Here is a 15,231-nt window from a genome sequence, read left to right on the forward strand (position 1 = left end):
AAATCACTTTTGTAGCCAAGTCTACAGGAGTGATTTTCTTTTTTATCCGATGATAAATGTGTTATAATAGGTAGCAAAAGAGGTGAAGAAATGAATCAAACAGTAGAATATATCAAAGAACTGACAGCCATTGCGTCGCCAACGGGCTTCACTCGGGAGATTTCGGACTATTTAGTCAAGACTCTAGAAGGTTTTGGTTACCAGCCGGTTCGCACAGCTAAGGGTGGTGTCAATGTGACCATTAAAGGTCAAAATGATGAGCAACAACGCTATGTGACTGCCCATGTAGATACGCTGGGGGCTATTGTCCGTGCTGTCAAATCAGACGGTCGTCTCAAAATGGACCGTATCGGTGGTTTTCCTTGGAACATGATTGAAGGAGAAAACTGTACCGTTCATGTGGCTAGCACAGGTCAAAAGCTATCAGGTACCATCCTCATCCACCAAACTTCTTGCCATGTCTACAAGGATGCAGGAACTGCAGAACGCACGCAGGACAATATGGAAGTGCGTTTGGACTCCAAAGTAACAAATGAAAAAGAAACTCGTGCCTTGGGGATTGAGGTCGGTGATTTTATCAGTTTTGATCCACGAACCGTCGTGACAGAGACAGGTTTTATCAAGTCTCGTCATTTGGACGATAAGGTCAGTGCAGCGATTTTGCTTAACCTGCTTCGCATTTATAAGGAAGAGAAGATTGAATTACCAGTAACAACTCATTTTGCTTTTTCAGTCTTTGAAGAAGTGGGGCATGGGGCTAACTCCAATATTCCTGCTCAGGTAGTAGAATATCTGGCTGTGGATATGGGAGCTATGGGTGACGACCAGCAAACAGACGAATATACAGTGTCTATTTGTGTCAAGGATGCATCAGGTCCTTATCACTATGATTTCCGCCAACACTTGGTTGGATTGGCGAAAGAGCAAGATATTCCATTTAAGTTGGATATCTATCCATTTTATGGTTCGGATGCTTCAGCAGCCATGTCTGCAGGGGCAGAGGTTAAACATGCTCTTCTAGGTGCTGGTATCGAGTCTAGCCATTCTTATGAGCGTACCCATATTGACTCAGTAGTGGCGACTGAGCGTATGGTCGATGCCTATCTCAAGAGCGCATTGGTAGACTAATATGTGCCTAATTTGTCAGAGAATTGACCTCATCAAGAAGGGAGAAAATCCCTACTTTGTCAAAGAGTTGGAAACAGGCTATCTTGTGGTTGGAGACCACCAGTATTTTGCAGGCTATAGTCTCTTTCTAGCCAAGGAACATGTCACCGAATTGCACCATTTGAAAAAGGAAACAAGACTCCGTTTTCTCGAAGAAATGAGTCTAGTCCAAGAGGCAGTTGCCAAGGCATTTGCTGCTGAGAAAATGAATATCGAACTGCTAGGAAATGGCGATGCCCATCTTCATTGGCATCTGTTTCCACGACGGACAGGTGATATGAATGGCCACGGTCTTAAAGGTCGTGGTCCAGTCTGGTGGGTTCCCTTTGAAGAAATGACAGCAGAAACATACCAAGTAAAAACGGATGAGATTAAAAGATTAGTCGAATGTTTATCGTCAGAAGTAGATAACCTATTAGAAATAAAGGAGTAGAAATGAAAAAAAGATACCTTATCTTGACAGCCTTGCTAGCCTTGAGTCTAGCAGCTTGTTCACAAGAAAAAGCAAAAAATGAAGATGGAGCAGCTAAAACAGAACAAACTGCTAAAGCTGATGGAACAGTTGGAAGTAAGTCTCAAGGAGCTGCCCAGAAAAAAGCAGAAGTGGTCAATAAAGGTGATTACTACAGCATCCAAGGCAAATACGATGAAATCATCGTAGCCAATAAACACTATCCATTGTCAAAAGACTACAATCCAGGGGAAAATCCAACAGCCAAGGCTGAGTTGGTCAAGCTCATCAAAGCTATGCAAGAGGCAGGTTTCCCAATCAGCGATCATTACAGTGGCTTTAGAAGTTATGAAACTCAGACCAAACTCTATCAAGATTATGTCAATCAAGATGGAAAAGAAGCTGCCGACCGTTATTCTGCTCGACCTGGCTATAGTGAACACCAAACTGGCTTGGCCTTTGATGTGATTGGGACTGATGGTGATTTGGTGACAGAAGAAAAAGCAGCCCAATGGCTTTTGGACCATGCAGCTGACTATGGCTTTGTTGTCCGTTATCTCAAAGGTAAGGAAAAGGAAACAGGCTATATGGCTGAGGAATGGCACTTGCGTTATGTAGGAAAAGAAGCTAAAGAAATTGCTGAGAGTGGTCTTAGTTTGGAAGAATACTATGGCTTTGAAGGCGGAGATTACGTCGATTAAAAAATAAACTTTTCTCTTGCAATTCCAGATAAATAGTGTATAATAGATGGGTATGTGAAAAGCATACTTGTGGGAGGTAAAAATCTCTAATTACCGCCAAAACCACAAAGGAGGATTTAAAAATGGCTAAAAAAGTCGAAAAACTTGTAAAATTGCAAATCCCTGCTGGTAAAGCTACACCAGCTCCACCGGTTGGACCTGCTCTTGGTCAAGCTGGTATCAACATCATGGGATTCACAAAAGAGTTCAACGCTCGTACAGCTGACCAAGCTGGTATGATCATTCCAGTTGTTATCTCAGTTTACGAAGATAAATCATTTACTTTCATCACTAAAACACCACCAGCTGCTGTTCTTTTGAAAAAAGCTGCAGGTGTTGAAAAAGGATCAGGTACACCTAACAAAACTAAAGTTGCTACAGTTACTCGTGCGCAAGTACAAGAAATTGCAGAAACTAAGATGCCAGATTTGAACGCAGCAAACGTAGAGTCTGCAATGCGTATGATCGAAGGTACTGCTCGTTCTATGGGATTCACTGTTGTTGATTAATCAATAACACAGTAGAAAATCTCACAGCAGTCTATTAGTTGCTTTTCATATTAGGCAAGTGACTGATGCTTGTACTTGGGTACAGCAAGGAGCTTAAGGCCGTAGGAAGAGAAAAATAATAGACTGAAAACCCGCAAGACTTCATCATTTCGAGAAGTGACGTGGGAGATGAAAATCGATTGAACCACTTACAAGGAGAATAGAAAATGGCTAAAAAAAGCAAACAACTTCGTGCTGCTCTTGAGAAAATCGACAGCACAAAAGCATACAGCGTAGAAGAAGCTGTAGCACTTGCAAAAGAAACTAACTTTGCAAAATTTGACGCAACTGTAGAAGTTGCTTACAACTTGAACATCGACGTTAAAAAAGCTGACCAACAAATCCGTGGAGCAATGGTATTGCCAAACGGTACTGGTAAAACTTCACGCGTTCTTGTTTTCGCACGTGGTGCAAAAGCTGAAGAAGCAAAAGCTGCTGGTGCAGACTTTGTTGGTGAAGATGACCTTGTTGCTAAAATCAACGACGGTTGGTTGGACTTCGACGTAGTTATCGCTACACCTGACATGATGGCTCTTGTTGGACGTCTTGGACGTGTCCTTGGACCACGTAACTTGATGCCAAACCCTAAAACTGGTACTGTAACAATGGATGTTGCTAAAGCAGTTGAAGAGTCTAAAGGTGGTAAAATCACTTACCGTGCTGACCGTGCAGGTAACGTTCAAGCAATCATCGGTAAAGTATCATTTGAAGCTGAAAAATTGGTTGAAAACTTCAAAGCTTTCAACGAAACAATCCAAAAAGCAAAACCAGCTACAGCTAAAGGAACTTACGTAACAAACTTGACTATCACAACTACTCAAGGTGTTGGTATCAAAGTTGACGTAAACTCACTTTAATCAGTAGTTAATCTAATGTAAAAAAGTTGAAGACGCTATGTCTCAACTTTTTTTGATTTCAAAATATCTTCTTGTAAGGTAATACTCAATGAAAATCAAAGAGCAAACTAGGAAGCTAGCCGCAGGCTGTACTTGAGTACGGCAAGGTGAAGCTGACGTGGTTTGAAGAGATTTTCGAAGAGTATAAATTTAAGTTACTGCTGTTATTCTTAGGGTCACGTGTTTCAATACAATACTCTTTAAGCGTATGTAAATTGGTTTTATATTAAAGCATTGATCATCGTTAATGAAAAATAGAAAGATCTCTAATAAAATTAAAAAACACTCATTCAAACTCAATAATTACCAGTTAGAATACTTGAATGCTACAAATATAAATGCTATAATGAACTGAAGCATGTACAATTATTTAGCAATCTTTTTTAAGATGTTCTTCTCTTAATATTACTAAAAAATTTAAGGGGGGGGGCTTTTTATTTGCCCTAATGCTTTAAATCAACACGAATAAAATAAATCAAGGAGGTTGAATCTCATGAAGAGAGGTCAACAAGATTTTAGAACTGAAAGATACCTTCGGTATGGTATTCGTAAGTATAGTTTTGGGGCAGCATCAGTGGCGATTGCGGCTGGTTTGATGTTTCTTGGAGCTGGTGCGGTATCAGCAACAGAAGTAGAAGGAGTTAATGAACCATCTTCAACAACGACTCCAACACCGACCATAGGCGATGAAGGTGCTAATCAAGGTGCTAACTCATCTAAACCCACTACTTATGACGCAGAGCCAGTCCTAACTAGGGACGGCGGTGAAGATACTTCCTCATCCCAAGCTAGCGATGAGAATACCGAAGCAGCGGCAACTAGCTCCTCTACAGAAACAGTTGCAGATAAGACGGAACTACAATCGAAAATTTTGACCTTACGTACTGCAATCCAGTCGGCTACTAAGGGGACAGACAGTCTAGCTCTTGACTTTGCTAATCAAACATTGACAAGTGCGCAAGCAGTTTTAGAAGCTAAACCAAGTCAAGAAGAGGTCGCTCAGCAAGTCCAAGCCCTAACAAATGCTATTACTGTAATCGCAGAGGCGTCTAGTCAAGCACAAGCTAATCAAGTCGATACAGCAGAAACAAATCAATCATCTGAAAAAGTAGAGTTAGAAAAGCGAGTGTCAGAGGCGGATGTAACCAATCGTTTAGCAAATAGTTTTTTGGAAAAAGAAGCAAATGATTCAAGCCTTTCTGAAGATGTCAAGAGTGCTATTAGAGCTGCCATAGCCAGCAATGCTGCTAAAATTACAGAAGCAAAGGCTGCTTTAGCAAATGGTGATGCGAGTGCCCAAGCCCTTAACCAATCGATGGCAGAATTGAAGTCATCTATTGAAGCTGTCTATGTTACTCTCCGTAAAGCAGGCAAAGAAGAATTTTCTGTTTCCTTGGCTGATACGCCTCCTGCCGGTGGTGTAATTGTACAACCAAATGCCAAAGATTATATATCCATTCCGCAGGGAGGTGGTACTTATAAGATAGTTTCAACAGATATAACAGAAGCCTCTGCAACAGGTAAGGATATCTATACCTTTGGTGCAACTGCCGCTACAAGAGGAGATGTCTCAACGGATAGAATCAGTGGAGATATTACGACTCTGGAAGCAGTCGTGTACTCTCACCAACGGACAGGTACCGACACGAATCCTGGCAACTCAGGTCAAGGAAATAATAATAAAGGTCGAGTGGATTTTCCTCTAACCAAGGAACAAGCAGAAGCCTTGGCTGCAGAAGCTCCCCTCTGGAAAGGAAAACTCCGTGCAGATGGGTCAACAATTTCAACAGGTAGTAATGTAGTTTTTGGTGCAGGAGGAGGATATGAATACCTTGCAACCCATATCTATCATTATGTTTATGAGCAAGGTACTGACCGTGTCTATATCGAAAAGATTAAGGGACGATTTAGTGTGACAGAGAAAGCAGCCACAGCCGGCTGGGTGGTCTCAAAGGTAGAGCCGACAAACTTACCAACAGGTTTAACCTATAATGCAGCTACAGATACTATTCAGGGGAAGATTGTGACAGATGGTCTGGCAAATGGGGTATATGATACGCGGATGTATGTGACCTATACCAATAAACAGACCAATGCTACTGTGCGTGCAGTGTACCGAAATCTTCGTGGGGGTTGGATTGGTTGGCAAGACACAACTCCACCAAACATTGGAACCAATGGAGAGGTCTTTGAAGGAAAGGTTGGTGAAAGTAGCTTTACCAATGAACAAGGTGACTCTACAAATAGTATTGATATCCACTACTCAGATACTTCAGGTTCTCGTGCCATGTCTGGCGGTGCTAATGTTACCTATACGCTAGCAGATGGGACGAATGTTACAGTCCGTAATCAATACGGGCCAAGTACTACAGGAATCTCGGGTAATATTGTGACAGCTACTGGAACAGCTCGTGCCGTGGATACAGAGATTCCGGGATTGACCTATGCCTTAGATGGTAGTAAAACCCTAACTAGTCCTGATGGCGTGACTACGGGTTATACAGGGAAGGCCTTGATTAGTGGGACTCCAACGGAAGCTGGTATTTATTATGTTACAGCCTATGCTAAGGACTGGAACCAGCCAACAGGTGCAAATGGTTGGACAACCCAGGGGCAAGAAACCCATGCAGGTATCACAGTTAAGGTAGCACCGAAAATTGATGTCCTCAACATTGCTGCATATGGAACAGAAGTCCCAGTGACTATCTCTAAAGGAGCTACCTATGCCAAGGTAACCATGCCTGATGGAAGTGTCACAGCACTTGAAAATAGAGAAGGCAAGTGGTATGTTGCCGCGGAGGGAACTACAAATACAGCAGTGACAGCTGGTGAATTAGTCGGAACAGTTGGTGAACAATTTAAATTAAAAGTTACAAGTGAAATGACAGCAACAGCTGGTGTAAATAAGATATCTGTTTATGCTAAAACAGAAGCTGTTACAGCATCCTTGATGCGTTCATCTGTCACACTCCAAGATAATGATAACTCGTCACATGTTGCAACCTTGAATAAAACAAGTGGACGTTGGGAACTACCAGCTGAATATGCGACTGTTAGAACCGATCACAGAGATGGTACTTATGATGTAACGAATAGAGAAGTTTACACCTCTGTGCAAGCGGATGGCTCTATCAAGTTCTATATTTATGCCTATAACCGTAGTTATGATGCTACAGGAAAGGTTACAGCAGTTAATGATGTGACTCGTAAAGAAACAGTTTATGCGAGAGAAAATACCTTAGCTACAAGAGTTGGGAATGGAACCTATGTAACAGTTTCTTACGATAAAGCTACGAACACATGGTCGTCATCGGATCAGTCAGTAGTGACAGCTAGAAAGACAGATGCTGATCATTGGGAAGTATCTACTTCATCAGGATTTTCTGGTGTGGTTAAGGCTACTACAGCAGAATCAACGGACGAAGCTACGATTATCAATAGAAAACCAACTGTTACTTCGACTTCTTATACAACTAAGATGAATACAACTGTAGACTTAGTAGATCGCAGTTTGGACGGAGTAAGTACGGTAACAACTAATGCTCATGTGACAGTAGCTGATGCAGAAGATGACTCACTTCCATCTACAAGTGATGCTGAGAAAACTTTCAAGACTAGTCACAATACCAAGATAACAACTATTACAGTAACTGATCCAAATGGTGGGGTGGTTGCATCTTACACAAAGACTGGTGATGCTCATAATTACCCAGATGCAACAAGCTTAAAATTGACAGAAGTTGGTGTTTATACGGTTACAGTAGATGTTATGGATAGTAATACTAACCTAGTTGATGAGACAAACGTTGGTGAGACAACAGCAGGGACAGATCATGGTGCAAACACATCCACGGCAAGAACAGTCTACACTATTACTGTTACTCCTCTGGATATAGAGGGTCAACCTACGAAATCATTGGCTATTCAAGGACGTCCACAATCAGGTAACCCAACATTTGAGTTTAAAACAGATACCGAAACTGAGACTGAGAAAGAGACAGAGATTGATCAGGGAACAAAACTCTATAGCCTTGAAGGAGCGATAGATGGCTCTGTAACGGCTACAAAAGATGGTAAGACAATAGGTACTTACAAGATTGATAAAGATACAGGATTGGTCACTTTCACTCCTGAAAAAGACTTTACAGGGGAAGCACCAGCAGTTACAGTACGTTTGACAGTAACATTTGCTAATGATACTACTGGCAACCCACTCACTGCAACTGCGACAGCTACCTACACCCCAACAGTTATTCCAGTAACTCCAAGCTCTGAAGCTTCTAAGACAACTGGGCCGCAAGGACAAGCCCAGACTTCAGTTATTAAGTATGACACTGCAGATACAGACGCTAGCACTGTGAACTTTACTAAAGGTAGTGCTCTGGTTGAAACTGTTGAGAAGTCTGTCGATCTAGATAAAGGAACGGTAACGCTTCTTGATGCCAATGGAGCAGAAACTACAACTGTCACAGTGGCCAATCAAGGTACCTATAGTCTAAACAAAGACACCAACACCATCACCTTCCAACCTCTTTCAAGTTTCGTAGGAAAGGCAACTCCAGTAACAGTTCAAGTGAAGGATGACAACGGAACAGCGACAACAACGACTTACACTCCAACGGTAACAGCTGTGACCATGACATCTGAAGATGCTACATCGACTGGTATTCAAGGGGCTACTCAAAGTGGAACTCCAGAATTTGAAACATCAGATCCATCAGTAACGATTGCAACACGTCAGTTGCTTGATCCATCAACGATGCAACCAACTACTAGTGTTACAATTGCAAATGAAGGAACATACACAATTGAACCAACAACAGGTCTTGTGACCTTCGTACCAGATCCATCATACAAAAAGAAGGGGACAGGTGTTACTGTTCAAGCAACGGACTCAAATGGTGAAACCTCAACCGCTACCTACACTCCGACAGTTACTCCAGTTTCTCTAACGTCGACTGATGTGACATCGAAAGATATTCAAGGGGCAGAACAAGAAGGAACTCCAACCTTTGCCTTGTCAAATGGAGCAGAAGCAACAACGACTATCACAGGCTATAAGCTTGTGGATCCAACTACAGGCCAAGCGACAGATGAAACATCTGTAGTTGTTCAATCAGTTGGTAAGTATACAATTGATTCAACGACAGGTAAAGTAACCTTCCAACCAGATGGTGCGTATAAGGGGACACCAGATGCCATCAAAGTTGAAGCAACTGCGACTGTTAAAAATGCCAAGAATGAAACTGCAAGCATTACGAAAGAAGCTACCTACACCCCAACAGTTATTCCAGTAACACCAAGCTCTGAAGCTTCAGAGACAACTGGACCGCAAGGACAAGCCCAGACTTCAGTTATTAAGTATGACACTGCAGATACAGACGCTAGCACTGTGAACTTTACTAAAGGTAGTGCTATGGTTGAAACTGTTGAGAAGTCTGTCGAGCTAGATAAGGGAACGGTAACGCTTCTTGATGCCGATGGAGCAGAAACTACAACTGTCACAGTGGCAAATCAAGGTACCTACAGTCTAAACAAAGACACCAACACCATCACCTTCCAACCTCTTTCAAGTTTCGTAGGAAAGGCAACTCCAGTAACAGTTCAAGTGAAGGATGCCAACGGAACAATTACAACAACGACTTACACTCCAACGGTAACAGCTGTAACTCCAACAGGTGCTTCATCGGTTACTGAAGGAGCTCGTGGAACTATTCAAACATCTCCTGTAGTATTTGATACGCCAGATCAAGATAATACAACAGTAAACTTTAATAAAGGTCATGAAAAAGTTGAACTTGATAAGTCTACTCTAACATTAGTTGATAAAACTGGTAAAGAAGTGAAAGAAGTTGTAGTTCCAGGAGAAGGAACATATGTACTCAAGGATGGAGTCGTTGAATTTACACCAGAAAAAGATTTTGTAGGGAAAACTTCTGGAGTAACAGTTCAAGTGAAAGACGTCAATGGTAAGGTAGTTTCTGAAACTTATACTCCAACTGTGCGTCCTGTAACGGAGTTTAAAGATACAGATGGGAATGTTGTTTCAGGAAGTACTACAGAAGATGGCAAAGTTGATAAGAAGGACTTCCCAGGTTATAGATTTGTTGAAACTAAAGTTGATAACAAGGGTAATACAACTCATATCTATGAAAAAGTAACAACAACATTCAAGGATAAGGAAGGCAATCTTATTACTGTTGATAAAGACAACAACCCTGTGAAATCAACGGAAAAAGGAGAAATCCCAGCTAAAACGATCCCAGGTTATAAATTTGTAGAGACTAAGAAACTTCCAAACGGAGATATCGAACACATCTACGAAAAAGTAACAACAACATTCAAGGATAAGGAAGGCAATCTTATTACTGTTGATAAAGACAACAACCCTGTGAAATCAACAGAAGAAGGAGAAACTCCGGCTAAAACGATTCCAGGTTATAAATTCGTAGAGACTAAGAAACTTCCAAACGGAGATATCGAACACATCTACGAAAAAGTAACAACTTCATTCAAAGATAAAGACGGAAACGAGATTCCAAACTATCCAAGTGAGCCAGGTACAGTAGATAAGAAAGATATTCCAGAATACAGATTCGTAGAAACGGAGAAATTACCAAATGGTGATACTGAACACATCTACGAAAAAGTAAGTACCTTCTTCAAAGATAAAGAAGGCAAAGAGATTCCAAACTATCCAAGTGAGCCAGGTACAGTAGATAAGAAAGATATTCCAGAATACAGATTCGTAGAGACTAAGAAATTACCAAATGGAGATACTGAACATATCTACGAAAAAGTAAGTACCTTCTTCAAAGATAAAGAAGGCAAAGAGATTCCTAACTATCCAAGTGAACCAGGAACAGTCGATAAGAAAGACATCCCAGAATACAGATTCGTAGAGACTAAGAAACTGTCAAATGGAGATACTGTTCATGTTTATGAAAAAGTAACACCACCAGCTCCTCAACCAAATCCAGGTAAGCAAAATACAACTACTTGGACTGATGAGAATGGAAATCCATTGAAACCAACTGAGCCAGGTTCTAAAGAACCGGGAACAATTCCAGGTTACGAATATGTGAAGACTGTGACAGATTCAAATGGAAATATTAGACATATCTTCCGCAAAGTTGAGATGCCAACTCCAACACCGGTTGAACCGACTCAACCAGCACAACCGGTAGAGCCAGCTAAACCTCAAATGCCAGCAACACCTAAATATGTTGATGGTCAAAAAGAATTGCCTAACACAGGTACAGAAGCTAATGCTAGTCTAGCTGCGCTTGGACTTCTTGGAGTCCTAGGTGGATTTGGACTTCTTGCTCGCAAGAAAAAAGAAGACTAATCTTTCTAATGGGTATAATTTGTTTGCAATGAACAGATTGTCCTTAATGAGGATGGGCAAAAACTTCATTTCAGGATAAAATGAAGTAAATATTCCCACAATAAAACGCATAGTATCAAGTTTTTCAAGACCTGATATTATGCGTTTTTAATTTTAAAGACTTTTTTCAGTCTCACTTATTGTACAGTGAAATGAGATAAAAAATGGACAAGTTGATTGGGGGATTTAAACCAATTTCTAACAATGTTTTAGAAAACTCGGCGGACTATTCCAGATTCAATCAACTATAATGTTAAAAGTTATTGTACCTGTAGAGGTTCCACAATCTCATCATTTTGAGTCTAAAAAGAGAATAGTTTCCATGCTTTGATTGCTGCTCTCTACAAACGTGAGCTTGTGCATGAGTCGAACGTTGGGGGAGCTCCTCGATATGTTAGAAGATTGGGAGTTTTAAAAAATCCTTGTTTATGATTTTTTATATGCCATTGATTTACAGTAGATAAAAAGACTGAGAGCTTACTTCTCAGTCTTGAATATGTTGAAAGAGGTGGTCGAGTTGGTTTAGGTAGTCGGTGCGTGAGTTGATAATTCTCAGGATATGGACTTCTTTTTCATGAATGAGGTAAAAGAGTAAGTATTGTTTAGAGACAATCATTCTGAGAGTATTTCCTGGATAGAGGGAGTATCCGATTTTATGGTCAAAGTTAATACCGCCCTCTGGTGAGAAGGTGAGTAGGTTGGTAATTTGTTGTAGACGAGTGAAGACTTTCTTGGCTATGTTTTCACTGAAGTCTGTGGAGTAGTGGATGAAAATATTGTCCAAGTCTTGTCTGGCTTGTTCTGTAAAGCGTACTTTATAGTCCATACTTTGAAAAGACCTCGTCTGCGTCGTAGAGACGCCCCTCGATGATGTCTTGGTAGCCTTTATCTAGTTCTGACTTGAGTTCGCCTAGGAAGATTTCTGCTTTGAGTTGGTCGGCTGTTTTAATTGGGAGACCTTTTTCAAGGACGATTTGTTCTACAAAGAGGTTGAGGGCATCTGAAAGGCTGATGTTTTGGCTTTCTAGGATGGTTTTTGCTTCTTCAAATAGTTGAGTATTGACGCGGAAGTTATAAACTCGGTCTCGTGTAAGTCTTGACATGGCATTTCTCCTTGTAATGATATTGTATTACATATACATTACAAAAAAAGATCGAGAAAGTCAAGGGCTGTTTTAGTAGTGGAGGGTGGTAGGTTGGTAATTTAAACTATCAAACAGAATTTTTGATTAAAAGTATTATTTTAAGTGAAAAATTTTCAATTTCACAAATTTTAGGCAAACGCTTGCATTCTAGTTTTTATTGGAATATAATAGGTTGGTATAAAGCTTTCTGTAATAATAAAATGTAGAAGGTGTAGAAAGTAAGGATTTAGAATATTTGTAGTCAAAAGACAATGTTGCAATTCCTTACCATAGGGAGATAGATATGGCAATGATAGAAGTGGAACATCTTCAGAAAAATTTTGTGAAGACTGTTAAGGAACCGGGTTTGAAGGGGGCATTACGTTCCTTTATTCATCCTGAAAAGCAGACCTTTGAAGCGGTCAAGGATTTAACCTTTGAGGTCCCAAAGGGGCAAATTTTAGGTTTTATCGGGGCCAATGGTGCTGGGAAGTCAACAACAATCAAAATGCTGACAGGGATTTTAAAACCGACATCTGGTTTTTGTCGGATTAACGGCAAGATTCCCCAGGACAATCGTCAAGATTATGTCAAAGATATTGGCGTAGTTTTTGGACAACGCACCCAGCTATGGTGGGATTTGGCCCTGCAAGAGACCTACACGGTCTTAAAAGAGATTTACGATGTGCCAGATTCGCTCTTCCATAAGCGCATGGATTTTTTGAATGAAGTCTTGGATTTGAAGGACTTTATCAAGGATCCCGTGCGGACTCTTTCACTGGGTCAACGGATGCGGGCGGACATTGCAGCTTCCTTACTTCACAATCCCAAGGTTCTCTTTTTAGATGAGCCGACCATTGGTTTGGACGTTTCGGTCAAGGATAACATTCGTCGGGCTATTACACAAATCAATCAAGAGGAAGAGACAACTATTCTTTTGACCACTCACGATCTGAGTGATATTGAGCAACTCTGTAATCGGATTTTTATGATAGATAAGGGGCAGGAGATTTTTGATGGAACGGTGAGCCAACTTAAGGAGACCTTTGGTAAGATGAAGACACTCTCCTTTGAACTGCTACCAGGTCAAAGTCATCTCCTTTCTCACTATGAAGGCTTTTCGGATATGACAATTGATAGACAAGGAAATAGCCTCAATATTGAATTTGACAGTTCCCGCTACCAGTCAGCTGACATTATTAAGCAAACCCTGTCTGATTTTGAAGTCCGCGATTTGAAGATGGTGGATACGGATATTGAGGATATTATCCGTCGCTTCTATCGAAAGGAGCTCTAAGATGGTCAAATTGTGGAGACGTTATAAACCCTTTATCAATGCAGGGGTTCAGGAGTTGATTACCTATCGAGTCAACTTTATTCTCTATCGAATCGGCGATGTCATGGGGGCTTTTGTAGCTTTTTATCTCTGGAAGGCAGTTTTTGATTCCTCACAAGAGTCTTTGATTCAGGGCTTTAATATGGCAGATATCACCCTCTACATCATCATGAGTTTTGTGACCAATCTGTTGACCAGGTCCGATAGCTCTTTTATGATTGGGGAGGAGGTCAAGGATGGTTCCATCATCATGCGCTTACTGAGACCAGTGCATTTTGCGGCCTCTTATCTTTTCACTGAGCTTGGTTCCAAGTGGTTGATTTTTATCTCTGTTGGCCTTCCATTTTTAAGTGTCATTGTTTTGATGAAAATCTTATCTGGGCAAGGCGTTGTTGAAGTGTTGGGTTTAACTTTCCTATATCTTTTTAGCTTAACACTGGCCTATCTGATTAACTTTTTCTTTAATATCTGCTTTGGATTTTCTGCCTTTGTGTTTAAAAATCTTTGGGGTTCCAACCTACTTAAGACTTCCATAGTGGCCTTTATGTCTGGAAGTTTGATTCCCTTGGCTTTCTTTCCAAAGCTTGTTGCAGATATTCTCTCCTTCCTGCCTTTTTCATCCTTGATTTATACCCCAGTTATGATTATTGTTGGGAAATACGATGCCAGTCAGATGCTTCAAGCACTCGCTTTGCAGTTTTTCTGGCTCTTAGTGATGGTGGGCTTGTCTCAGTTGATTTGGAAACGGGTCCAGTCCTTTATCACCATTCAAGGAGGTTAGTATGAAAAAATATCAACGCATGCATCTGATTTTTATCAGACAGTACATCAAACAAATTATGGAATACAAGGTGGATTTTGTAGTTGGTGTTCTGGGAGTTTTTTTAACTCAAGGTTTAAATCTCTTGTTTCTCAATGTCATCTTTCAACACATACCATCCCTAGAAGGTTGGACTTTTCAAGAGATTGCTTTTATCTATGGATTTTCCTTGATTCCCAAGGGGCTGGACCATCTCTTTTTTGATAATCTCTGGGCTCTGGGACAGCGTTTGGTGAGAAAAGGGGAGTTTGACAAGTATCTGACTCGTCCTATCAATCCTCTCTTTCACATCCTAGTTGAGACCTTTCAGATTGATGCCTTGGGCGAACTTTTGGTTGGTGGAATTTTATTGGGAACAACCATGAGCAGCATTGCTTGGACTCTTCCAAAATTCCTGCTTTTCCTAGTTTGTATTCCTTTTGCGACCTTGATTTATACTTCTCTTAAAATCGCGACAGCTAGTATCGCTTTTTGGACCAAACAGTCAGGCGCCATGATTTACATCTTCTATATGTTCAATGATTTTGCCAAGTACCCGATTTCGATTTACAATTCTCTTCTTCGGTGGTTAATCAGTTTTATTGTACCTTTTGCCTTTACGGCCTACTATCCTGCCAGCTATTTCTTGCAGGACAAGGGTGTAATCTTTAACATCGGAGGTTTGATGTTGATTTCCCTCGCTTTCTTTGCTATTTCCTTGAAACTATGGGACAGGGGCTTGGATTCTTACGAAAGTGCTGGGTCCTAAGATGAAGAAACTCA

General features: G+C 40.9%; 11 protein-coding genes. 9 read left to right on the forward strand and 2 right to left on the reverse strand.

Going from position 1 to position 15,231, the window contains the following annotated elements:
• The first annotated feature begins 90 nt into the window (after window positions 1-90).
• From HT725_RS09730 to HT725_RS09755, 6 genes are all read left to right on the forward strand, one after another.
• Window positions 91-1,128 carry a M42 family metallopeptidase gene (locus tag HT725_RS09730; RefSeq protein WP_173253516.1) on the forward strand — a complete coding sequence of 346 codons (1,038 nt, stop codon included), beginning with the start codon at window positions 91-93 and terminating at the stop codon, window positions 1,126-1,128.
• Between the two features lies 1 nt (window position 1,129).
• The gene (locus HT725_RS09735) at window positions 1,130-1,600 is read left to right on the forward strand and encodes an HIT family protein (RefSeq protein WP_173253517.1); all 471 of its coding nucleotides are present in this window, start codon (window positions 1,130-1,132) and stop codon (window positions 1,598-1,600) included.
• A gap of 2 nt (window positions 1,601-1,602) precedes the next feature.
• A complete protein-coding gene (gene ldcB, locus HT725_RS09740; RefSeq protein ID WP_112445097.1) occupies window positions 1,603-2,319 on the forward strand; it encodes an LD-carboxypeptidase LdcB/DacB in 717 nt (238 codons plus the stop codon).
• A 122-nt stretch (window positions 2,320-2,441) separates the two neighbouring features.
• Complete coding sequence (rplK, locus tag HT725_RS09745) at window positions 2,442-2,867, forward strand: 50S ribosomal protein L11 (RefSeq protein ID WP_001085807.1); 426 nt, start codon at window positions 2,442-2,444, stop codon at window positions 2,865-2,867.
• Window positions 2,868-3,073: 206 nt separating this feature from the next.
• Complete coding sequence (rplA, locus tag HT725_RS09750; protein ID WP_001085675.1) at window positions 3,074-3,763, forward strand: 50S ribosomal protein L1; 690 nt, start codon at window positions 3,074-3,076, stop codon at window positions 3,761-3,763.
• 532 nt (window positions 3,764-4,295) lie between these two features.
• Window positions 4,296-11,150, forward strand: a complete 6,855-nt coding sequence (locus tag HT725_RS09755) for a YSIRK-type signal peptide-containing protein (RefSeq protein ID WP_173253518.1) — start codon at window positions 4,296-4,298, stop codon at window positions 11,148-11,150.
• Window positions 11,151-11,673: 523 nt separating this feature from the next.
• On the opposite strand, the gene HT725_RS09760 is transcribed toward HT725_RS09755, so the two are convergent.
• Both HT725_RS09760 and HT725_RS09765 read right to left on the reverse strand, forming a co-directional pair.
• Window positions 11,674-12,015, reverse strand: a complete 342-nt coding sequence (locus HT725_RS09760; RefSeq protein WP_173253519.1) for a type II toxin-antitoxin system RelE/ParE family toxin — start codon at window positions 12,013-12,015, stop codon at window positions 11,674-11,676.
• Window positions 12,005-12,292: a type II toxin-antitoxin system RelB/DinJ family antitoxin gene (locus tag HT725_RS09765; protein ID WP_173253520.1), complete on the reverse strand. Its 288-nt coding sequence runs from the start codon at window positions 12,290-12,292 to the stop codon at window positions 12,005-12,007. Before HT725_RS09765 ends, HT725_RS09760 begins: the two co-directional genes overlap by 11 nt.
• 325 nt (window positions 12,293-12,617) lie before the next feature.
• Here HT725_RS09765 and HT725_RS09770 point away from each other — a divergent pair, with 325 nt between their 5' ends.
• From HT725_RS09770 to HT725_RS09780, 3 genes are read left to right on the forward strand one after another with little or no spacing between them, the layout of a single operon-like run.
• Complete coding sequence (locus HT725_RS09770; protein ID WP_173253521.1) at window positions 12,618-13,610, forward strand: ATP-binding cassette domain-containing protein; 993 nt, start codon at window positions 12,618-12,620, stop codon at window positions 13,608-13,610.
• A 1-nt stretch (window position 13,611) separates the two neighbouring features.
• The gene (locus HT725_RS09775) at window positions 13,612-14,430 is read left to right on the forward strand and encodes an ABC-2 family transporter protein (RefSeq protein WP_173253522.1); all 819 of its coding nucleotides are present in this window, start codon (window positions 13,612-13,614) and stop codon (window positions 14,428-14,430) included.
• Between the two features lies 1 nt (window position 14,431).
• Window positions 14,432-15,217, forward strand: coding sequence for an ABC transporter permease (locus HT725_RS09780; RefSeq protein ID WP_173235024.1), 786 nt, complete (start codon window positions 14,432-14,434; stop codon window positions 15,215-15,217).
• The last annotated feature ends 14 nt before the right edge of the window (window positions 15,218-15,231 follow it).

Source organism: Streptococcus sp. 2579, assembly GCF_013277195.1.
Lineage (GTDB): Bacteria > Bacillota > Bacilli > Lactobacillales > Streptococcaceae > Streptococcus.

What these genes read in the sequence shown, in the direction of transcription:
- HT725_RS09765 (WP_173253520.1), bottom strand. Translation starts at nt 12,292, where the DNA reads ATGTCAAGACTTACACGAGACCGAGTTTATAACTTCCGCGTCAATACT.
- rplK (WP_001085807.1), top strand. Translation starts at nt 2,442, where the DNA reads ATGGCTAAAAAAGTCGAAAAACTTGTAAAATTGCAAATCCCTGCTGGT.
- rplA (WP_001085675.1), top strand. Translation starts at nt 3,074, where the DNA reads ATGGCTAAAAAAAGCAAACAACTTCGTGCTGCTCTTGAGAAAATCGAC.
- HT725_RS09755 (WP_173253518.1), top strand. Translation starts at nt 4,296, where the DNA reads ATGAAGAGAGGTCAACAAGATTTTAGAACTGAAAGATACCTTCGGTAT.
- HT725_RS09775 (WP_173253522.1), top strand. Translation starts at nt 13,612, where the DNA reads ATGGTCAAATTGTGGAGACGTTATAAACCCTTTATCAATGCAGGGGTT.
- HT725_RS09770 (WP_173253521.1), top strand. Translation starts at nt 12,618, where the DNA reads ATGGCAATGATAGAAGTGGAACATCTTCAGAAAAATTTTGTGAAGACT.
- ldcB (WP_112445097.1), top strand. Translation starts at nt 1,603, where the DNA reads ATGAAAAAAAGATACCTTATCTTGACAGCCTTGCTAGCCTTGAGTCTA.
- HT725_RS09760 (WP_173253519.1), bottom strand. Translation starts at nt 12,015, where the DNA reads ATGGACTATAAAGTACGCTTTACAGAACAAGCCAGACAAGACTTGGAC.
- HT725_RS09730 (WP_173253516.1), top strand. Translation starts at nt 91, where the DNA reads ATGAATCAAACAGTAGAATATATCAAAGAACTGACAGCCATTGCGTCG.
- HT725_RS09735 (WP_173253517.1), top strand. Translation starts at nt 1,130, where the DNA reads ATGTGCCTAATTTGTCAGAGAATTGACCTCATCAAGAAGGGAGAAAAT.
- HT725_RS09780 (WP_173235024.1), top strand. Translation starts at nt 14,432, where the DNA reads ATGAAAAAATATCAACGCATGCATCTGATTTTTATCAGACAGTACATC.